Here is a 21,949-nt window from a genome sequence, read left to right on the forward strand (position 1 = left end):
TTTCTTTTATAATAAAACTATGAAATTACAAATTATACACACCAATGACATTCATTCTCATTTTGAAAAGCTTCCGCTGATCAAGACATGTATTCAAAAAAATAAGAAAGAGCATGTACTTGTTTTAGATGGTGGTGACTTTCATGATATGAAATCACTCACACTACTGGGATCCGATGCGAAAGCAGGAATCGTATTTCTTAAAGCATGTGGTTATGATGCCATGACTTTAGGAAATAATGATCTATGGAGCGGTGAAGGAAATTTTGAAAATATCATTCAAAATGAAGATGTAAATGTTCTATCCTGTAATATTGATTACTATCCTTCAAGAGAAATACCTTTGAAAAGGAGCATCATAAAAAAATTTGAAGATGTAAAGGTCTGTATCATTGGTGTTAGCGTGGGCAGTGATTCTTATAATTCTTTTTCTCATCTTTATGGTTTGCATGTCAAAGATCCGCTTGTCTGCATTCAACAGGAAATAGAAACGAATGAGGCAGATATTTATATCCTGTTATCACATATGGGAATCCAGCAGGATAGAGAAATTGCTCAAAAATTGCCCATCGATCTTATCATAGGCGGACATTCGCATACTTTGATGCGAAATCATGAATATGTCAACGGTACTTATATTCATCAGGCAGGAGAGTATGGGGAACATGTAGGTGAATGTTTGATCGATATTGAAAATAAAAAGATGAGATCGGTTACCTCACAAATGTATGATACAAAGGATTACCTTGCTGATGAGCGTATGGAGCAGTTAGTTGTTTTAGAGGAAAGAAAAGCCATCAATGTTTTAAAACAGCCATTTGTGGAACTCCCTTTTGAAATGAGTCATGATTGGGTTTGTGAGGATGATCTGACAAATTTTATTGCAGATGCTTCTTTAAAAGTTATGAGTGATGACTTTGCAATCGCCAATAGCGGCTTATGCCTTCATGGCTTGCAAAGGAAAGTTTCAAAGGCAGATGTATTTGATGCTGCTCCTTCACCTTTAAATGTGTCAAGAGCTTATTTAAAAGGTGAACAAGTTTTAGAAGCGTTAAGGTTATCAATGGATCCAAATTACTGTCTGCATGAAGAAAGAGCTCCTGGTTTTCGTGGTAAAATAATCGGGCATTTAAGTGTAAGCAAAAATGTTGAAGTAATCGTAAAAGAAAATACGATAGAAGTTTTTATCGATGGAAAGGAACTGGAAAAACAGAAAAAGTATCTTGTGTGTGCCAATGATTTTCTTTTTAGAGGAAGCGGGTATCCCTCTTTATTTAGTGAAGATCATTTGGAATTTGATAAATTGATGATCAAAGATGTCATTATTCAGTATTTGTTAGATGAAAAGCTTGTTTTAGATTCTAAAATCAGGCGTATTAAATTTAATATATAAAAGAGGTGAACATATGAAGATAAGATGCAGGGAATGTAAGACAATTTATGATGATAGTGAGAAATATTGCCCCTATTGTTTTACTCGCACGAAACCGAAGGAAAGTTATACGGTAAGAAGAGGGCCTATCGAGGAAAAGACTGTAAGCAAGATACGGTCAAACCGTCCTTTGAATAGAGTTCAAAGGGAAAGAAAGGAATTTATAAAGGAAAAACAAAAAGAGAAAAAGAGTACTATTTTCAATATGATCGTTTATATCATTATTATAATGATGCTTGTTATGACTTTCATGAATTGATGAATTCCATACGTTAGAATGGTATTCCTTTTTAAACTCTGATATAATAAATCCATGAAAATAAAAAGAGATTATCCACAAGTAGTGATTAGTAAAAAAGCAGCAAAAAGACAGGAAAAGAAACATCCATGGGTCTATGATAATGAAATATTATCTTATGAGCCTTATGAAAACGGAGCGATCGTTGATGTTGTCAGTGAATCAGGAAAATATTATGGCAGTGGTTTTATCAATGATAACTCAGTGATTCGTGTTCGTATTCTTTCACGTAATGCGAATGATGTATTTGATGAAGCTTTTTATGAGCGTCGTTTACGACATGCACTCGAGTATCGTAAGACGGTCATGAAAGATGATTTTTCATGCTGTCGTTTGATCTTTGGTGAAGCTGATATGTTTAGCGGATTGACAATCGATCGTTTTAATGACATTTTAGTTGCTCAGGTTAATTCATTAGGTATGGAGAAAATCAAGGATCTTCTTTTTCATAAACTTATTGAATTGATGAATGAGGAAAAAGATGAAATCAAAGGTATCTATGAGCGGAATGATTCTAATCTAAGAGAAAAGGAAGGGCTTGTCCAATATAAGGGTTACTATCCTTTAAGAAACATGGAAATTCCTTCTTATACACATACGATTATATGTGAAAATGGTATCGAATATGAAGTAGATGTGGAAAATGGTCAGAAAACGGGATTCTTTCTGGATCAGAAATATAACCGTTTGGCAGTAGCAAGACTAGCGGAAAATATGCAGGTACTGGATTGTTTTACTCATACGGGTTCATTCGGTTTAAATGCCGCTAAAGGAAAGGCCAAACGAGTCGTGAGTGTGGATATTTCGAGTACAGCAATCGAGATGGCCAAGAAAAATGCTGCCAGGAATCAGTTGAATGTTGAATATGTAGTTGCTGATGTCTTTGACTATCTGGAAAATATCAAAAAGAACGAATTTGATTTAATTATCTTAGATCCGCCAGCTTTTACAAAGTCTAAAAAGACGGTTAACCATGCTTATGAGGGTTATAAAAAAATCAATCTGACAGCGATGCGTAAGTTACCGCGAGGGGGTTATTTAGCAACCTGCAGCTGTTCTCATTTTATGGAAAACTATTTATTTGTGAGAATGTTGAAAGAGGCAGCACAAGAGGCCAATGTTGAATTGCGTTTGATTGAAGAGCGTCGACAATGCTGTGATCATCCGATTCTCTGGAATGTTCCGGAAAGTGAATATCTTAAGTTTTATATTTTTCAAATTTGCTAGCTGAATTATAGCGTCCATTCGTGATTGGACGCTATTTTTGCGATAAAAAAGACCTACGTGAAGTGAAAAGTTAAATTCTACTTTAAAAAGCGACAAAAAAATGTGGAAATTAGTCGTTCATCATTTCTAAAATGAAATAGTTATCAGGACAGACGGATAGTTATTTGCTTTTTGTTATTGTAGGAATTACTGTTTCAGGTATATAATATTATTGACGATAACATAAAAAGGCCGCAATAAAGGATAGGAGAATTTAGAAATTTTTTTGGCTGGAAAGACTAAATTCTACTATGTTTTGTTTGAAAGACCGTGAAGCAGCTGGTTTTTAATTCATTATTTTTTCAATAAGTAGGGCTTTAGAATAATGTTATCTTTTTCGATTCTGGTAATTCCAAAATCGTTGAATTTCTTCATGAGTTCAGGATGAAGAAATTCCATCAGCTCAATGGGTGACTTTCCGTTGAGCTTTTCTTTTGACATCGAGTTAATATGCGACAGTGCAGTATTCAAGGCTTTCTGAGATGTTAGCCCCAGAGCTCTTAAATCTGTTTCTTTTGGAAAAATGTAGCGCAGTTCAATATGATTGTTTTCCAGGGTTGCCTTTTGTGTGGACTGCATCGGATCACAGTAATAGACACGGGTTCTTCTTGCTCCGTTTTCTTTTTTTTCAATTCCTTCTGCATCGGCCATTTCGCTTCCGCGGTCTGTCAGAAGAATTTCAACTTCTTCATGGAAAAGTTCGCTGCCTAAAAGATTTTCTAAAGCATTCACGCCTGAAACCATCGCTTCCTCTGTTTTCTCTTCGTGAAGGATGCCGAACAGGAAGCCGTATTTCACAAATTTGAATGTCTGAATAAATGGACCATTTGATATATCGTTGTATACCGTATCCATCTGTACGATTCTGGCGTCCTCATTCTCGGAGAGATAGTTACAGTAATCCTTATAGGTTCTCCCTTTCAGGAATCTTCTGTCTTCACGCTTTTTTAAAGCGGCTTTCTTAGACTTGAATTTTTTTCTGGATACCTGGCGTCTTAGGTCCATAACACTGATTCCGACAATACTGAATACGCCTGTTTCGATATAAGTATAGAGGGTTCTTTCAGTAATTCCTAATTCCGGATGAGCCTGAATGATTTGATAAGGGGACTGGCCCTGATCAAGAAGCGGTTTGACAATTCCGCCCATCTTTTTTGCCTCCTCTGTTGTCAGGTTCACGCCCACTCTTGAATCGACAAGCGTATTCCTGTACTCTCTGTGAGCTGTTTCGGGCTGATAGACATATTTATTGAATCTGCAGGAATGAAATTTTGAACAGCCATTGCAGGCCCCGGGACTTCTGTCTCTTCGTGAGCATTTAAACCGGATATAATCAGGGCATTCCAATTTACAGCTGTGATTATGAGAGCATTTGGATCGGTTCACACATTCCAGAGGAAGATTGCATTTATAAGTCAGGACCCGATGAAGCCTGATTTCCTTTCCTATGGTAGACTTGTCTTTACCGATGACTTGTGCAATGGCCGTATGGGTGGCACCATTACGAATACTTGATTCAATAATTTTTCTTTCATTTTCGGTCATATGTTTATTTTTATTTGTGGCAGCCATAAGGGCCTCCTTTCTTTGTGATTCTGGCTGCTTCCGGTCATTTTCAATATGACATATTGAAAGAGTAAATTCAACATGAATTTTGTGAAAGATTAAATTCATCTCTTCCTATATTAAAGTAGAATTTAACTTTTCACTTTACTATAAAAAAGACCTATTTGAATTTCTTCTTTAAAATTCATATGAAGTATGATAGAATGGTTGGGTAAAAATTTGAAGAAGGTGGAATATATGGGAAGACATTTTGAAGTAAGAGCGGCAGCGATGGCGAAGACAAGTGCTGCAAATGCTAAGCTGTACTCTAGACATTCTAAAGAAATCTATGTGGCAGCTAAATCAGGTGAACCTGATCCAGATATGAATCAGACGCTGAAAAAAGCAATCGAAAGAGCAAAGGCCAACAATATACCGGCCGATGTTATTAAAAGAGCTATTGATAAGGCAAAAGGCGGATCAACTGAAAACTATTCATCAGCTACTTATGAAGGTTTTGGTGCTGGTGCATCAACAGTGATCATTGAATGTTTAACGGATAATCAGAATCGTACGATTGCTGATTTACGTACAGCTTTCAATAAATCACATGCGAAATTGGGTGTCAGTGGCAGCGTATCTTTTAACTATCAGCATTTAGGAAATATCATCATTGCTTATACAGATGAAGAAACGATGCTGGATACATTGATCATGGCTGATGTCGATGTAAAAGAAATTGAAGTACAGGGAGAAAATATGCAGATCCTTGTGGAACCTAGCGATTTGTATAAGGCAAAGGAAGCCATTGATGAATTGATTCCGGGAGTGACTTATGACACATTAGAACTGGCTATGCTTCCAAATGAATATTGTCGACTTGAAGGTGAAGACATGGTTTTATTTAAACGTTTGTTAACCCTATTGGATGATGTCGATGATGTACAGAATGTATGGCATAATGTTGAAAATGTAAATGAAGAATAATGCATCGAAAGGTGCATTTTTTCTTTATTAAATTTATCGGATGAATATCAAGTTTTAGTGATTTTGTTGTATATCAAAAAACTGACTGTTATAGTTGTCAGGGAGGAAATAACATGAACATTGAAAATGATATTCAAATTTTATCTCAACAGACATGGGGACATTCATTAAGTGAATGTACGATCGAACAGGTATATAGGATTTTACTTATTTATGTCAGTGAGAAATTAAAGGAATCAAAACTGATTGAAAAACCAAAGAAACTTTATTATATCTCTGCGGAATTTCTAATTGGACGACTTTTGTCAAATAATTTAATTCATTTAGGTATCGATCAGCAAATAAAACAAATCATTGAAAAATATGGTTTTCAAATGAGTGATATTGAAGAATGTGAAGGTGAACCCTCTCTTGGTAATGGAGGTCTGGGACGATTAGCAAGTTGTTTCTTAGATTCTATGGCAGCCTTGCAGTTATGTGCAGATGGCGTGGGTCTTAATTACCATTTAGGGCTTTTTAAACAGGTTTTTGAAGATCATAAGCAGAAAGAGTATCCTGATCATTGGATGGATCAAAAAGGATGGCTGATACCCACAGAAAAAAGATACACGGTAGAATACAAAGACTTTTCTTTGACATCACTGATGAATGTGATTGATATTGCCGGTTATGATGGCAGTAAGAATCAATTAAAACTTTTTGATTTAGAAACAGTCAATGAGTCTTTAGTGAAAGAGGGAATTCAATTTGATCAACAAAATGTTCGAGAAAATCTGACTCTTTTTCTTTATCCAAATGATGAAAATGAAGCGGGTCAAAAGCTGCGTATTTATCAGGAATATTTTTTATGTTCTTCAGCAGCCCAGATGATCCTAGAAGAAACAAAAGAAAAAGGATATGATTTGTCTTGTCTGCATGAACATGTCATCATACAGATCAATGATACGCATCCTTCCATGATCATTCCTGAAATGATACGCCTTTTAATGAAAGAAGGTATGACGGTGAAAGAAGCAGTAACAGAAGTCAGTCTTTCATGTGCCTATACCAATCATACGATCTTAGCTGAAGCACTTGAAAAGTGGCCGCTTTCTTATATTCAAGAAATTGTTCCACAGCTCTATGATATCATTCTCTTGCTGGATGCTTTAGCTCATGAACGTTCTTCTTTAGAAAAAGTAGCGATTATTGATCAGCATCATATCGTGCATATGGCTGCTATGGATATTCATTTTTCTAAAAGTGTCAATGGGGTCGCACAAATTCATACGGATATTTTAAAACATACCGAACTGAAAGAATTTTATGAACTCTATCCTGAACGATTCAATAATAAAACAAACGGTATTTCTTTTCGCCGATGGCTGTTTTCCTGCAATCCTTCCTTATGTGAACTGCTGGATGAAACCATTGGCCAGGAGTATAAAAAAGATCCATTACAGTTAGAAAAATTACAGATTTATTATCATGATGAATCCATACTTGAAAAATTAAGAGAAGCCAAACAAGTAAATAAAGATCGTTTATGTAAATATCTAAAAAAATATCATCAATTAAATTTAGATTCATCTTCTATCTTTGATATTCAAATCAAACGTCTCCATGAATATAAACGTCAGCAGATGAATCTTCTTTCGATCATTCATTACTATTTGCGTATCAAAGAAGGAGAAATTCCTAAAACACCTCTTACCTTTCTTTTTGGTGCGAAGGCAGCCTTCTCCTATACCTTGGCAAAAGATATTCTTCATGCGATCAGTGTTCTTTCAGAAGTCATTGATAAGGATGCGATTGCTTCTAAGTATTTAAAAGTAGCTTTGATTGAAAATTATAATGTAACACTTGCGGAAAAGCTGATTCCGGCCTGTGATATTTCAGAGCAGATCTCATTGGCGTCAAAGGAAGCCAGTGGTACAGGTAATATGAAATTGATGCTGAATGGGGCAGTAACACTGGGAACATTGGATGGTGCGAATGTAGAGATCTTAGATTTAGTCGGTAAAGAAAATATTTTTATTTTTGGAAAAGAAGCTTCTGTCGTTATTGAACATTATAAGCAGCAGGATTATGATCCTTCTGCGATGATTCAATCCGATTCGGATATAAAAAGACTTGTAGATTTTTTGGCTGGCGAGGAAATGATATCTATTGGACATGAAACATCATTAAGGCGCCTTCATCAGGAATTGACAACGAAAGACTGGTTTATGACACTTTTGGATCTAAAAGAGTATCTGCAAGCAAAAGATCAGATTTACAAGGCTTATGAAGATAAGAAAAGCTGGGCTCAAAAGATGCTTGTGAATATTTCTAAAGCAGGTTATTTTTCAAGTGATCGTACGATTGCTCAATATAATGAAGAGATTTGGCACATATAAAAACTCACCATATGGTGAGTTTTGTTTTACTTATATAATATTGATCTGCGATTGAGGATCATAGAAATGTACTTTCGCAAGGTCCATGGCTAATTTGATTTTTTGATGTGCCTTTATATCCTGACGGGCAGCAATCTTAGCTTCCAATGGCTGTTGTCCCAAATTGCCATGTAAGATGAATTCATGACCTAAAAGCTCACTGACTTCAATTTCAAAATCAAAACATGAAGTAGGGTAGGTATCAGCCACGATATCTTCACTGTGCAGATCTTCGGGGCGTATGCCAAGAATGATTTCTTTATCATGATAGCTCTTTAATTTTTCATGGAACATTTCAGGAAGCTGAATTTGATGGTTTTCACAATAAAAACAATTGTCTTTGATCATTCCTTGAAGAAAATTTGTGGCGAATGAACCTAGAAAAGAGGCAACAAACATATTGGCAGGCTGATGATAGATATCTTTTGGAGTGCCGATCTGCTGGATATTTCCCTCTTTCATGACAACGATACGATCTGCCATTGTCATGGCTTCTGTTTGATCATGGGTCACATAGATCATGGTCGCATTGACTCGTTCATGCAGCTTGATGATCTCACTACGCATCTGGATACGAAGCTTGGCATCTAGATTACTAAGCGGTTCATCCATTAAATATACCTGAGCATTTCTTACGATCGCTCTTCCTAAAGCAACTCGCTGGCGCTGCCCGCCTGACAAGGCCTTAGGCTTGCGATCTAATAAAGATTCAATGTCCAATAATTTAGCTACTTCATCCACACGCTTATCAATTTCACTTTTAGGCATTTTACGAAGTTTTAGCGCAAAAGCAATGTTTTCTTTAACGCTCATATGAGGATAGAGTGCATAATTTTGAAAAACCATAGCGATATTACAATTTTTAGGTTCAATATCATTGCATAATTTATCGCCAATATAAAGCTCACCGGAGGAAATGTCCTCCAATCCGGCAATCATACGCAGTACTGTTGATTTTCCACAGCCGCTTGGTCCAACAAAGACGATAAATTCTTTGTCCTGGATTTCAATATTAAAGTTTTTAACGGCTTCAAAGCCGTTAGAATAAGTTTTATAAATGTTTTTTAATGATAAATGAGCCATGATATCCTCCTTTTTTATTATTGTATCATTCATCCTTCATCAGAGAATATATCGTTTATTTAAACAATATCAAATATATACGATAATTGTGATAAATAAAGAGGAAATAACTTTGATTCTACATAAATCGACAATGTTTTACATAAAATTTCATTATGATTAAAAAGAGGTGATAATATGAATGAACATATAGAATATAGTTTCTATAAAGAACTCTCTTTTCTTCAAAAACTGATACAAGTACTTTTAGGAATGATAGGTATTTTGGTGATTATAATAAGTTTTCTATTGCCCATCTTTTTTATGATAGGTTTTTTTATATTGATGATAGCGTATTTGATGAAATATCACTATGATCGTGAAATAGAATATCTTTTATTTGATGATCAATTGGAAATCGATGAAATTATACATAATAGAAAACGAAAGAAATTATATGATGTAAATTTAAAAGAAATGACAGCTTTGGTGAAATATGATCGGGAATCTTTTTTGAAATATCCTAAAAAATGTAGAAAGGATTTTTCAAATCTAAACAAGCAAAATGTTTATATGCTTTTATTTACGCATCAAAATGAAAACTACTGTCTACTGATCCAGGGGGATGATAAGCATCTTGAAGCATTAAAAAGAAGACTTGTAGAGTAAGGACGAAAAGTAGTACTTAATCGAAAAGAAAAAGAAGAGATTTTAAATAAAAAAGTTAAATAAAAAAAATGAGCGCACTAAAAACAAGTGCACAAATGAAATAAAATAAATTTAGCGAAAATCAGGTTTCATTTTTAATCCAAGCATCAAGATGAATATTGATGGCGGCAAAGATTGAAAAGAAAGCTGCTTTGGAGTCTTCACGAATTCTCATCTGATGAAGATGATAGTCATTGAGAATTCTATTATTGATTCTCTCAGTACAAGTTCTATTTTTGTATAGTTCTTTCCATTTATCTGTTTTGTAAGGAACAGGGCCAAAAAGACGCATATCAAGCGAATCGTTAATGTAAACAGTTCTACCATATGGAGAAGGAGAACATGTATCTGCATGTGGACAAGAATCAATCAATCCCATTTTTAGAGGACAACGGAATTTTCTTCTTTGCCTTTGATAGTCGTAGCCACAGTGATACATTTCAACACCACAATCACAAATTGGTTTGCCGTTTTCACTAATAGAATCAAAGTGTTTATAAATATTTTTACCCAATTTACGTTGATTGAAATCAATGATTGGGATAATATTATGGTGACGCAGAAATTGGTAAACGGCAGAAGAATCGCTTGCGGAATCGAAACACATGAATTTTGGAGAGAGTTCAGGGTTAATATCAAGGAAACGAGCGGTAGAGGAAATGGAAGACAGAGCATCATGACGAGAAGCTTTCTCTAAATCGATAAAGACGGGAAGGTCAGTATGGATTAGAGGGTTATGATAAGAAATGTTATAGAGAGTATAACCGAAGTAATACATTCCAAGATCACTGTCCCAACCAAAATCTGCGTTTTTAGCGCTATAACGATGAGTGTTTAAAATATTGTCATCTTTAATGATTTGATGACCAAAAGGAGAAGCATGAATATGAAAAGCAGAACCATCACCAGAAAAGACAAGATTGTAGGAATCAATAAAGCCCATGTCATGAGAAGGAATGACAGCAATAGCGTTAAAAAGTAATTGAAGAGTATAAATCATACGATCACGGTCAAAAACAGAACCATCATGAGTGTAATTATCGAAAAGAGAATAAGTATCATCATTAGAGAAGTTCATTAATTTTTCACCTTTCTTAGGTTTAGAAGAATTAGATTTATTCGTAAAAAGGCCTTTAGGAAGAAGATCGTTATGGTGAGAAAAAGAATGAGTGATACGGTTAATGAAATCGTAATGAGAAGAATGGTTAGGAACATTCCAAGAACCGATAAGATATTGAAGAAGCCTATCGTGATGAACTTCATAACACCAATTTTTAAGAGAAGTAAAACCAAGATGAAGCATCAAAACGACAGAACGCAAATAGATAGCAGGATCGTTAGCGGGACGACCCAAAGGAGAATATAAAGGAAAGATGATATCGGCGACAAGGTCGACATCAAGTTTAGACAACTTATGAATAGCAGACTTAAAATTAGGAGAAGAAAGTCTGAAAAGATCAGAAGTTGAAAGAGAAGACTTTTCTGTCTTAAGAAATTCTTTGTAATCTTGAGACGAAGAGAAATAAATTAACATTGAAGATCACCACCTACTTACTACAGAAAGGCGAGCAAAGCGAGCCCGCAACGAGGGCGATTTGTCAAGCAAAAAGTGAAAAAAGTTGGGGGGATTTCAAAAAAACGGCAATTAAAAAAGAGCGTAAACAAGCCGTTAAAATGTTTTCGACCACGCTCTTGTATTTAAAGGAGGTTTAAGATGAATCAATCATATGAAAGAGAAAAAAATCAAAGTTTTATGAGTGATCTTTCTTCTTTAGAAAAAATGGAGTGGGCCGTGAAAGGGTTAGAAGAAGGTTTGATATGTAAGGATGCGATTAAGATGAAAAGTTCTTTATCTGAACTGCATGAACATACACAAGATCTCTCATCACCTCATTATATGAAATTTATATTAAGTCCGCTTTTACGGGAAATGTGTCGTTTTTTAGAAAAAGAGAATGCTTCAAAGGTAAAACGAATGATCATTTGTTTTTATGGGGCTGATAAGAGTAGTGCTATGATGGAAATTATTGATCAGGGCTGTAAAGAAGCGATCGTTTTATTTGAACGTCAAAAGGGTTTTGTACATAAGGAAATTGATTCGGTAATTCAATATATTTTATGTCATTATCAGCAGGATATCAGTGTGGATCAGCTTGCGGAGGTGGTATGTCGAACGCCAAGTTATCTGAGCAGTATCTTCAAAAAGGAAACAGGTGAAAATCTGGCAAGGTATATACGTCAGGTGCGCATGGAAAAAGCAAGGGAGCTTTTAGATGAATCTTATGAGAAAATTGTTGATATTGCACGTGAGGTTGGTTATCAGAATGTTTCCTATTTCTGTCAGATCTTTCGAGAAACCTATGGTATATCGCCAAAGAGATATCGTACTAGATGTGTAAAACTGGTAAATATGAGGGAAATGGACGAAGACATAGAAATTTGATAGATATCATAAATTCCTTATATATACGTTTTTAGTTTTAAAACCTATAATGGAGGCATACGACAGGAGGATAAAATGAAAATCAGAAAAAGTTTGATCGCTTTAGCTGGTGTATTGGCACTGAGTGCTTGTGGCCAAGAAGCTGAAGAAAAGAAAAATGTGACGTTGACTGTATGGTCACCTGCTGAAGATCAGGATGAAAGTCAGGGTAACTGGCTGCAGACAATGTGCGATGAATTCGCAGCTGCGAATCCACAGTGGGAAATTGAATTTAAGTATGGAACGGTAAGTGAGGAAGCTATCGGTAAAACAGTAGTGCAGGATCCAAAAAATTCGGCGGATGTCTATATGTTCTCCAATGATCAGATCGGAACGCTGTTAGATGCCGATGCGATTGCGAAACTTGGCGGTGAAGCAGCTGAAGATGTGAAGAAAAATAACTCACAGCTTATTATAGATTCAGTTACGAAGGATGATGCGATCTATGGCATTCCATTTACAACGAATACCTGGTTCATGTATTATGATAAATCAGCTTTTAGCGAAGATGATATCAAGAGCTTAGATGTGATGCTGGAAAAAGGCAAGGTTGCTTTTCCGATGACAACTGCATGGTACAATGGAAGCTTCTTTTTAGCCAATGGTGCTACTTTATTTGGAGATGGCAGTGATGCTTCTAAAGGTATTGATTTTGGCGGTGAAAAAGGACTTCAAACCGTAAATTATATGGTAGATCTAGTGGCTAATCCGAATTTTGTCAATGATGCGGATGGTGCAGGTCTTTCAAATCTTAGAAGTGGTGAAGTAAAAGCTTATTTTTCAGGAAGCTGGGATTATGCTCAGGTAAAAGAAATCTTAGGAGATAACCTGGGAGCTAGTCAGCTGCCAATGGTAAATATTAATGGCACAGATAAGCAAATGCTTTCTTTCGCAGGAAGTAAGGCTATTGGTGTGAATCCAAACTGTGAAGATCAGGAAGTTGCGGTTGCGCTAGCACGTTTCTTAGGAAGCAGTGAAGCACAATTGAAACATTACGAAATGCGCAGTGTGATTCCTTGCAGTAATGAATTATTGAGTGATCCTACAATTTCTAAGGACATTCTGATCAATGCTCAAAATGATACGATTGCGAATACTTCCATTATTCAGCCAACGCTTTCAGAAATGGCTCCTTATTGGATAGCAGCAGAAACATTTGGCAAGGCATTGATCGCTAAAGATATTACCAAGGACAATGCACAGCAGAAGCTGGATGACTATGTAACCCAGCTGAACAATCAGTAAATACGATCCTAAGGATATCTTCCTTGGGATTTTTTCAAAAAGGAGAAGGTATGGAAAAATCAGGATTCAAAGAGGCTTGGTGTAAGGGTGATACGATCACGAGAAGCTCGTTTCTTCTCATGGGCAGCGGTAATTTCTTAAGAGAGCAGTATCTCAAAGGAGGAGCTTTTTTACTCGTACAGATCATCTACATCAGCATCATGCTGACAAGCGGTTTCTCAATTTTGGGAATGTTACCGGGTTTGGGAGAAGCTGCTCAGCAAGAAGTATGGAATGAAGCCAAGGGCATCTATGAGTATACCGCAGGTGATCAGTCACTTTTGATTTTGTTGTTTGGCATCAGCATTCTCTTTTTAACGATTGCCTTTTTCATCGTATATCGGGCGAATGTGAAAAGTGCCTATCATGCACAATGTTTAAAAGAAAAGGGACTGATGTTACCTACATTCAAGCAGGATGCTGGTGAGCTTTTTGATAGTAAATTACATGTTTTACTGCTTAGTGCTCCTGTAACGGGTGTCCTTATATTTACGATCTTGCCTTTAATTTTTATGATTGCGATGGCCTTTACAAATTACAGCAAAATTGATCAGCATTTAATTCTTTTTGATTGGGTAGGACTTAAAAACTTCGCTGAGGTATTGGATGTGAGTGGGGACATTGGACGACAGTTTTGGGGTGTTTTAGGATGGACACTGACATGGGCCATCTTTGCGACGATCTTAAACTATGTATTAGGAATGATGCTGGCCATTGTCATCAATCGTAAAGAAACAAAGGGGAAAGGGTTTTGGCGGTTCTGTTTTATTCTTTCAATTGCCGTTCCGCAGTTTGTTTCACTTATGATCATGCGAACGATGTTGCAGCCTGAAGGAGCTGTAAATATTTTGTTACGGAATATGCATTTGATTGAAGCCTCAGCTTCATTGCCATTTTTTACAAATCCGACATGGGCCCGTATCACAGTAATTATTATTAATTTATGGGTAGGGATTCCTTTTACCATGATTCAGGTTAGTGGTATTCTACAAAATATTCCTTCAGAATTATATGAATCTGCAAAGGTAGATGGGGCAAATGCATTTACGATCTTTACGAAGATCACCTTACCTTATATGCTGTTTGTGACAGTCCCTTATCTGATTACGACTTTTATGAGCAATATCAATAATTTTAATGTGATCTATCTGCTTTCAGGTGGTGATCCGACACCTGTAGGAATGAGTGCCGGTAAGACAGACCTTCTAGTTACCTGGTTATATAAGCTGACAATAGACAAGCAGTATTATAATTTAGGTGCTGTTATTGGTATATTTACCTTTGTGGTGCTGGCCATCATTTCACTGTTGACGTATCGCAACAGTCAGTCATATAAAGATGAGGAGGGCTTTATGTAATGAAACATAATTATAAGAAAAAAGCTGTCAATGCTTCGGTTTATATTGGTTTAAGCATATTGGCAGTTATTTGGATATTACCTATTTTATGGGTCATCTTAACAAGTTTTCGTTTAGAAAGAGGCAGTTATGTCACAACTTTCTTTCCAAAGAATCTTACTTTGGACAATTATCTGCTTCTTTTTACGGATATTGGTGTTTTGAACTTTCCAAGAATGTTTATGAATACGTTATTAATTGCTTCGATAGCCTGTGTTATTTCTTGTTTCTTTGTGCTTTCAGTGGCTTATTGTACTTCACGTCTGCGTTTTAAGCTACGCAAGCCTCTGATGAATATTGCTATGATATTAGGTTTATTTCCAGGATTTATGTCGATGATTGCGGTTTATTATATCTTACAGGCATTAGGATTATCAGAAGGAGCTATGATCAAGGTAGCCCTGATTTTAGTATATAGTGCTGCAAGTGGAACCGGATTTTATGTCGCAAAGGGATTTTTTGATACGATTCCTAAGGCACTTGATGAAGCGGCTCTTTTGGATGGGGCAAATAAGTGGCAGATCTTTACCAGAATTACAATTCCTCTTAGCCGTCCAATTCTGGTTTATACAGCTTTATCTTCTTTTCTGGCACCGTGGGTCGATTTTATTTTCGCAAGGGTGATCTGTCGTGCAGATGCCTCGCAATATACTGTATCGATCGGTATGTGGCGTATGTTAGAATATACGATGATCGATGCATGGTATACTCGTTTTGCAGCTGCGGCTGTTTGTGTATCGATTCCCATTGCCATCTTGTTTGTAGTCATGCAGAAATTTTATGCTGAAGGGATGTCAGGGGCTGTGAAAGGGTAATGATGAAAAAAAGTGATGCATAGCACGGCATCACTTTTCTTTCCTTTTAAGATAATTTCTGATTTCAATATAAAGATATTGATATCTTGAAACATATTCACGAAGCATTTTCTTGATCGTAAAACGATAGGGAGCATGAAACATAATGACATCATCAAAAAATTTACGGCTCATCGCATAGGCACGATTTACATGGTAGCCACTTGTCAGAATGCCAATTTTCTTAAATTGATGTTCCTGGCAAAGTTTTTGAGTGTATTTCATATTTTCATAAGTTGTTGTACTTTTATCTTCTAAAAGTGCTTTTTGATGAGTTAGCTTTGTAAAGTATTCAGCCATGATCGAAGCTTCTGAATAATGATTATGAGCTTTCCCGCCTGTAAAGATACATACGGGTATCTTATATTGGATGACAGCCTTTGCGGCCTTTTCTACACGCATTTTCTGAGTGACTGACATCGTGCCATCATCATAGGCAGGACATCCCAAAACGATCAGGGCGTCCACATAGCCTTCATCACGTTTGCAAGAAGGAAAACAGATGACAGGAAGTAATAGGAATAAAACAAGGATCAATAATATGAATATCATAGAAAAATAGGCGCCTCCAATTCTCTTTTACGGAAGTCTTCACGTAAATGTTCTGGCAGAGCTAATGAATAAAGACAGGTGGCTTTATATTCCATTTGCCGGTAGGCTTCTTCAATCTGATTAAATTTAGAAGCATAGAGAAAATCACTTTTTCTTAAATATTGCCTTCCTTTATCATTAGCTCCTAAAATACGGACAGAATTTGGTAAAGAAAGCTCATTGACCTGTTTTTTTGTTGTCTGATTCAATAAATGAATGCAAGTACGCTGAATCCTGCTTCGAGTATATTTTTTTGAGACAGAATGGTTCATAAATTCTTCAAAAGATGAAGCTTGAGCATTTTTGATCAAAAGATTTTCAATACCTTCATCCATTAGAAACAACTCTTTAAGAGAATCTTTTGGAAGCGTAAAAAGCAATAGTTGAATCATTGGATAAAAATCTTTCAAAAAAACAGGATTTTCTATTTTGACTGGTGTCGCTTTTGAAATATCCAGCTGATCTTGAACAGCTTTACGGATACTGGTGGCACTAGAAATGTTTTCTTCCAATTGTTCATCAAAGTAGTGATTGGTTCTTTTGATACAATAAGGCTTCATATTTTTAGAATATTTAAGATAATTGATACCTAAGATATCATTGGCATAAAGGGTTCCATACATCTGTTCATATGATTGTACAGGTGCCTTCTTTTTATCTAATGCCATCTTTTCTAATTGAGAAAGGCGAATAAGTTCTTGAAGATCATGACTTTCTGAGCCAAAACAAAAAGCATCACAGCCCATCAGGTTTAAAAGATGCATCGCCCCCATAGCAAAAGGTTCAGCACTTTGGGTGGCAAAGATAAAAGGTAATTCAACGACCAAATCAACTCCATGTTCAAGGGCGTTTTGGGTTCGATGCCATTTGTCAATAATGGCAGGTTCTCCACGCTGAACGAAGTTTGGCGACATGACAGCAATTAAAATATCACAATGAGTGATTTGTCTAGTTTGGCTGATATGGTGAATATGACCATTATGAAATGGGTTATATTCCACGACGATTCCACATGTTTTCATGAGCTTAATATACCATAAAATCATAAATTATGATATATTAAATGAAGGTGAGGAAAATGGAATTTAAGTTCTATAAAACAAAATCGAGGGTCGATGGTCTTTTGTTAGAAGTGATGGTCATTGAACCTGAAGGTGAAGTAAAGGGCATTCTTCAAATGTGTCATGGCATGGCTGAAAATAAGGAAAGATATCAGCCAGTAATGAAAAAGATGGCAGAAAATGGTTATATCTGTGTGATGCATGATCATCGTGGACATGGTAATATCGACAATGAGGATCTAGGACATTTTAATGATTCTAGTGGAAATGCCATTGTAAGTGATGTGATTCAGATTAGTGATGAGATCAAAGTGAAGTATCCTGATCTTCCAATCATCTTATTTGGTCATTCAATGGGAAGTCTTGTCGTTCGCTGTGTCATGAAAAGAAATGATGATGCATATGCAGGTTTGATCGTTTGTGGTTCACCATCAAAAAACCCATTAACTTCTTTAGCGATCATGCTCGTGAAAGTGATGAGTATTTTCTTAGGAAAGCGGCATCGCTCAAAACTAGTAGATAAGTTAGCTTTTGGTACATATAATAAAGCATTTGATGAAGTTTATTATCCGCATTCATGGATCAGCAGTGTAAAAGAAGTGCAGGATGCTTATCAGGAAAGTGATAAGTGTGGTTTTTTGTTTACGCTTAATGGTTATCTCAATCTGTTCTTGCTTCTAAAAAACACCTATGATCCAACAGGATGGCAGATGAAGAATAAAGACTGTCCGATTTATTACATTGTAGGTGAAGAAGACCCATGTCGCATCAGTCAGAAAGATTTTGAATATGCCGTTGATTTTATGAAAGATCGAGGATATACCCATGTAGAGAGTAAAGTCTATCCTCATGCTCGCCATGAAATCTTAAATGAATACTGCAAAGAAGAAGTCATGCAGGATATGTTAACATTTATGGATAAGATAGTAGGATAATGAGGTATTTATGGAAAAAGTATATAATAAACTAGTCAGAGATAATATTCCTAAAATTATAAAAGACGATGGACGTGAACCTATCGTAAAGGTATTAGATGATAAAACGTTTAAAAAGGAATTGGAGATAAAGTTATTAGAAGAATATAAAGAAGTGTTATCCGCAGATACAAGTGAGGATAGAATAGAAGAATTGGCTGATATGTTAGAAATCATACGTTCGCTAAGTATCTTAGAGAATAAAACATTAGAGGATATTGTAGAAGTAGCTAATTTAAAACGTAATAAACGTGGTGGTTTTGAAAAAAAGATTTTTTTGGAAAGAGTCTTAGAAAATGATGAACAAATTTAATGTGTTCAAACAAATCATTAGAGAAAGTAATTATGACAATACTTATAAAATGGCGTGGGCTAAATCATTAGTTGAAATATCAACTCAAATTGATTTAACAAATGAAAAAATAACAATTCAGTTTAGTGATATTGCGAAAAAGTATATCAAATATTACTGGAATCAAACAATCTTTTTTAACTTAAAACAAGGTTCTAATCCCTTAAAACCACCTGTAATTTTAACTTGTGTGAAAGAACTCATTGACAAATATTTTATGTGTGTACAATCAAAAGCACCCGAATTATATGAAAAAGCAGAAACTAAATTTGAAAAATTCAATTTGTTAGAAGATTATAATAGAACTATAAAAAAGATGTGAGTTGGCGTTTTAAAATATTAAATGGCAAAGATACAGAATTATATTCTTATATCAAAGGGGACGATTTTTTAGAAATAGATTCTTCATTATTACAATTATTGAAAGAAAATGAACAGGATTTGTACGATCTGATAAATTATCGATGGGGATTAATCTTGGAAACATTTAATAGTACACCAAGAATTAATAAGAAAGTTAAAATTATGGACGAAAGAGAGATAAAAAGAAGTTCCTTAAATAAATTTAAAAGTTATTTAGATTTAGAAAATAAAGAACACAAATGTTTTATTTGTAATAAGAAAATAGAAGATCATCTCTCTATTGATCATGTTATTCCTTGGTCATATATGTATTCAGATGATGTTTGGAATCTAGTGTATGTATGTCAAACTTGTAATTCGAGTAAAAATAATAGAATTCCAACAAGAATTGAAATTATTAAATTAATAAAAAGAAATAAAAATCTTTTAAAATGTATGGAAGACAATGGAATTAATAATAAAATATATGATGAATTAAAAATATCAATAGAAAAAGATTATGTAAATAAGTTCTGGACAGGAAGTAAGAGCTAGTAGATGCTAAAATAGCAAAGATAATATTCACTTATAGTAAAAACAGCAATTTTTACTATAATTTTTAAAGGTCTGTTGAGTAATTAATCATTTACAGTTATTTAAAATTATTGTCATGAATTATTAATTAACATGTAAGTAAGAATATATTATCATAATAACAGATGAACTTCATACAAATATGAAACCCTGGTGTTGCAATCACTGGGGTTTTATTATGAAGGGAAAATCGTAGATTATCGTTTAATCAGACTAATGTACAGTATGTTCAAACGTAAACATTCCTTCACAGCTACGACATTTTCATATAATAATTGGAGAAGAATGATAAGTTCAAATCCCAACTGCACCCCCTCTATACAAATAATACAGACGTCATGAATTTTCACTTCTTTGTAGGGAACCTACTATTCTATATCCATGAAAATGTCTTTTTTTCTAAAAATATTTACATTTTATTATTTATTTCTCATTGATTAGTAACAATTTTATCAAAAACGATAGATGTGTTATGTTTTTTTAACAGGCTTTTTTGTATGATAATAATAGAAATGGAGGATAAACGATGAATAAAGTAGAATTTGTATTAAAAAAAGTTTTTAAGTTCTTATTTTATGTTTGTATTTTCTTTTATTATTTATTAAAGAAAGCAAGTGAAAACTTATAAGAGGGAAGATAGAGTGAAAGATTGGATAATTATAAAAAAAGATAGAAATGTTATGTTTTTTTACCATTTTTTCGTGTAAACTTAAAGTATAAATGAGTAAGGACGAAAAGTAGTACTTAATCGAAAAGAAAAAGAAGAGATTTTAAATAAAAAAGTTAAATAAAAAAAATGAGCGCACTAAAAACAAGTGAACAAATGAAATAAAATAAATTTAGCGAAAATCAGGTTTCATTTTTAATCCAAGCATCAAGATGAATATTGATGGCGGCAAAGATTGAAAAGAAAGCTGCTTTGGAGTCTTCACGAATTCTCATCTGATGAAGATGATAGTCATTGAGAATTCTATTATTGATTCTCTCAGTACAAGTTCTATTTTTGTATAGTTCTTTCCATTTATCTGTTTTGTAAGGAACAGGGCCAAAAAGACGCATATCAAGCGAATCGTTAATGTAAACAGTTCTACCATATGGAGAAGGAGAACATGTATCTGCATGTGGACAAGAATCAATCAATCCCATTTTTAGAGGACAACGGAATTTTCTTCTTTGCCTTTGATAGTCGTAGCCACAGTGATACATTTCAACACCACAATCACAAATTGGTTTGCCGTTTTCACTAATAGAATCAAAGTGTTTATAAATATTTTTACCCAATTTACGTTGATTGAAATCAATGATTGGGATAATATTATGGTGACGCAGAAATTGGTAAACGGCAGAAGAATCGCTTGCGGAATCGAAACACATGAATTTTGGAGAGAGTTCAGGGTTAATATCAAGGAAACGAGCGGTAGAGGAAATGGAAGACAGAGCATCATGACGAGAAGCTTTCTCTAAATCGATAAAGACGGGAAGGTCAGTATGGATTAGAGGGTTATGATAAGAAATGTTATAGAGAGTATAACCGAAGTAATACATTCCAAGATCACTGTCCCAACCAAAATCTGCGTTTTTAGCGCTATAACGATGAGTGTTTAAAATATTGTCATCTTTAATGATTTGATGACCAAAAGGAGAAGCATGAATATGAAAAGCAGAACCATCACCAGAAAAGACAAGATTGTAGGAATCAATAAAGCCCATGTCATGAGAAGGAATGACAGCAATAGCGTTAAAAAGTAATTGAAGAGTATAAATCATACGATCACGGTCAAAAACAGAACCATCATGAGTGTAATTATCGAAAAGAGAATAAGTATCATCATTAGAGAAGTTCATTAATTTTTCACCTTTCTTAGGTTTAGAAGAATTAGATTTATTCGTAAAAAGGCCTTTAGGAAGAAGATCGTTATGGTGAGAAAAAGAATGAGTGATACGGTTAATGAAATCGTAATGAGAAGAATGGTTAGGAACATTCCAAGAACCGATAAGATATTGAAGAAGCCTATCGTGATGAACTTCATAACACCAATTTTTAAGAGAAGTAAAACCAAGATGAAGCATCAAAACGACAGAACGCAAATAGATAGCAGGATCGTTAGCGGGACGACCCAAAGGAGAATATAAAGGAAAGATGATATCGGCGACAAGGTCGACATCAAGTTTAGACAACTTATGAATAGCAGACTTAAAATTAGGAGAAGAAAGTCTGAAAAGATCAGAAGTTGAAAGAGAAGACTTTTCTGTCTTAAGAAATTCTTTGTAATCTTGAGACGAAGAGAAATAAATTAACATTG

Annotated in this window: 20 protein-coding genes; 14 read left to right on the forward strand and 6 right to left on the reverse strand. The window is 34.9% G+C overall.

What is annotated here, in order from left to right; translation table 11 throughout:
- Positions 1–19: 19 nt before the first annotated feature.
- The 3 genes from BQ5367_RS10225 to BQ5367_RS10235 are packed head-to-tail and all read left to right on the forward strand — an operon-like array spanning position 20 to position 2,957.
- The gene (locus BQ5367_RS10225) at positions 20–1,393 is read left to right on the forward strand and encodes a bifunctional metallophosphatase/5'-nucleotidase (RefSeq protein ID WP_071442399.1); all 1,374 of its coding nucleotides are present in this window, start codon (positions 20–22) and stop codon (positions 1,391–1,393) included.
- 13 nt (positions 1,394–1,406) lie between these two features.
- Entirely contained in the window at positions 1,407–1,691 is a 285-nt protein-coding gene (locus BQ5367_RS10230) for a hypothetical protein (protein ID WP_071442400.1), read from the forward strand.
- A 54-nt stretch (positions 1,692–1,745) separates the two neighbouring features.
- Positions 1,746–2,957: a class I SAM-dependent rRNA methyltransferase gene (locus tag BQ5367_RS10235; RefSeq protein ID WP_071442401.1), complete on the forward strand. Its 1,212-nt coding sequence runs from the start codon at positions 1,746–1,748 to the stop codon at positions 2,955–2,957.
- A 333-nt stretch (positions 2,958–3,290) separates the two neighbouring features.
- Here BQ5367_RS10235 and BQ5367_RS10240 read toward each other — a convergent pair whose 3' ends face one another.
- Positions 3,291–4,568, reverse strand: coding sequence for a helix-turn-helix domain-containing protein (locus BQ5367_RS10240; RefSeq protein ID WP_071440651.1), 1,278 nt, complete (start codon positions 4,566–4,568; stop codon positions 3,291–3,293).
- A 231-nt stretch (positions 4,569–4,799) separates the two neighbouring features.
- Between BQ5367_RS10240 and BQ5367_RS10245 the strand changes: the two genes are divergently transcribed.
- The gene (locus tag BQ5367_RS10245; RefSeq protein WP_071442402.1) at positions 4,800–5,528 is read left to right on the forward strand and encodes a YebC/PmpR family DNA-binding transcriptional regulator; all 729 of its coding nucleotides are present in this window, start codon (positions 4,800–4,802) and stop codon (positions 5,526–5,528) included.
- Positions 5,529–5,641: 113 nt separating this feature from the next.
- Complete coding sequence (locus BQ5367_RS10250) at positions 5,642–7,906, forward strand: glycogen/starch/alpha-glucan phosphorylase (RefSeq protein ID WP_071442403.1); 2,265 nt, start codon at positions 5,642–5,644, stop codon at positions 7,904–7,906.
- Positions 7,907–7,936: 30 nt separating this feature from the next.
- On the opposite strand, the gene BQ5367_RS10255 is transcribed toward BQ5367_RS10250, so the two are convergent.
- Positions 7,937–9,028, reverse strand: a complete 1,092-nt coding sequence (locus tag BQ5367_RS10255; RefSeq protein WP_071442404.1) for an ABC transporter ATP-binding protein — start codon at positions 9,026–9,028, stop codon at positions 7,937–7,939.
- 177 nt (positions 9,029–9,205) lie between these two features.
- Here BQ5367_RS10255 and BQ5367_RS10260 point away from each other — a divergent pair, with 177 nt between their 5' ends.
- Entirely contained in the window at positions 9,206–9,676 is a 471-nt protein-coding gene (locus BQ5367_RS10260) for a hypothetical protein (RefSeq protein WP_071442405.1), read from the forward strand.
- A gap of 121 nt (positions 9,677–9,797) precedes the next feature.
- Here the strand turns inward: BQ5367_RS10260 and BQ5367_RS10265 are convergent, their stop codons facing one another.
- A complete protein-coding gene (locus BQ5367_RS10265) occupies positions 9,798–11,249 on the reverse strand; it encodes a transposase (RefSeq protein WP_071441052.1) in 1,452 nt (483 codons plus the stop codon).
- A 180-nt stretch (positions 11,250–11,429) separates the two neighbouring features.
- Here BQ5367_RS10265 and BQ5367_RS10275 point away from each other — a divergent pair, with 180 nt between their 5' ends.
- From BQ5367_RS10275 to BQ5367_RS10290, 4 genes are all read left to right on the forward strand, one after another.
- Positions 11,430–12,158 (forward strand): AraC family transcriptional regulator, encoded by a 729-nt coding sequence (locus BQ5367_RS10275; RefSeq protein WP_071442407.1) that lies wholly within the window; start codon positions 11,430–11,432, stop codon positions 12,156–12,158.
- A gap of 75 nt (positions 12,159–12,233) precedes the next feature.
- Entirely contained in the window at positions 12,234–13,442 is a 1,209-nt protein-coding gene (locus tag BQ5367_RS10280; protein WP_071442408.1) for an extracellular solute-binding protein, read from the forward strand.
- Positions 13,443–13,492: 50 nt separating this feature from the next.
- Positions 13,493–14,839 (forward strand): carbohydrate ABC transporter permease, encoded by a 1,347-nt coding sequence (locus BQ5367_RS10285; protein WP_071442409.1) that lies wholly within the window; start codon positions 13,493–13,495, stop codon positions 14,837–14,839.
- Positions 14,839–15,693, forward strand: coding sequence for a sugar ABC transporter permease (locus tag BQ5367_RS10290; RefSeq protein ID WP_071442410.1), 855 nt, complete (start codon positions 14,839–14,841; stop codon positions 15,691–15,693). The genes BQ5367_RS10285 and BQ5367_RS10290 overlap by 1 nt, the downstream gene beginning before the upstream one ends.
- A 30-nt stretch (positions 15,694–15,723) precedes the next feature.
- Here the strand turns inward: BQ5367_RS10290 and BQ5367_RS10295 are convergent, their stop codons facing one another.
- Entirely contained in the window at positions 15,724–16,284 is a 561-nt protein-coding gene (locus BQ5367_RS10295) for a YdcF family protein (protein WP_071442411.1), read from the reverse strand.
- On the reverse strand, positions 16,281–17,369 hold the full coding sequence (locus BQ5367_RS10300; protein WP_083383239.1) for a tRNA(Met) cytidine acetate ligase: 1,089 nt from the start codon (positions 17,367–17,369) through the stop codon (positions 16,281–16,283). The genes BQ5367_RS10295 and BQ5367_RS10300 overlap by 4 nt, the downstream gene beginning before the upstream one ends.
- A gap of 32 nt (positions 17,370–17,401) precedes the next feature.
- Here BQ5367_RS10300 and BQ5367_RS10305 point away from each other — a divergent pair, with 32 nt between their 5' ends.
- The 4 genes from BQ5367_RS10305 to BQ5367_RS13290 are packed head-to-tail and all read left to right on the forward strand — an operon-like array spanning position 17,402 to position 19,607.
- Positions 17,402–18,319 carry an alpha/beta fold hydrolase gene (locus BQ5367_RS10305; RefSeq protein WP_071442413.1) on the forward strand — a complete coding sequence of 306 codons (918 nt, stop codon included), beginning with the start codon at positions 17,402–17,404 and terminating at the stop codon, positions 18,317–18,319.
- Between the two features lie 10 nt (positions 18,320–18,329).
- On the forward strand, positions 18,330–18,671 hold the full coding sequence (locus BQ5367_RS10310) for a nucleoside triphosphate pyrophosphohydrolase (protein WP_071442414.1): 342 nt from the start codon (positions 18,330–18,332) through the stop codon (positions 18,669–18,671).
- Positions 18,655–19,032 (forward strand): hypothetical protein, encoded by a 378-nt coding sequence (locus BQ5367_RS13285; RefSeq protein WP_083383241.1) that lies wholly within the window; start codon positions 18,655–18,657, stop codon positions 19,030–19,032. Before BQ5367_RS10310 ends, BQ5367_RS13285 begins: the two co-directional genes overlap by 17 nt.
- Positions 19,029–19,607, forward strand: a complete 579-nt coding sequence (locus BQ5367_RS13290) for an HNH endonuclease (RefSeq protein WP_083383242.1) — start codon at positions 19,029–19,031, stop codon at positions 19,605–19,607. The genes BQ5367_RS13285 and BQ5367_RS13290 overlap by 4 nt, the downstream gene beginning before the upstream one ends.
- Before the next feature lie 888 nt (positions 19,608–20,495).
- On the opposite strand, the gene BQ5367_RS10320 is transcribed toward BQ5367_RS13290, so the two are convergent.
- Positions 20,496–21,947, reverse strand: coding sequence for a transposase (locus BQ5367_RS10320; protein ID WP_071441052.1), 1,452 nt, complete (start codon positions 21,945–21,947; stop codon positions 20,496–20,498).
- Positions 21,948–21,949: the final 2 nt, after the last annotated feature.

Source organism: Traorella massiliensis, from assembly GCF_900104665.1.
In the GTDB taxonomy this organism is placed as follows: Bacteria; Bacillota_I; Bacilli_A; order Erysipelotrichales; family Erysipelotrichaceae; genus Traorella; species Traorella massiliensis.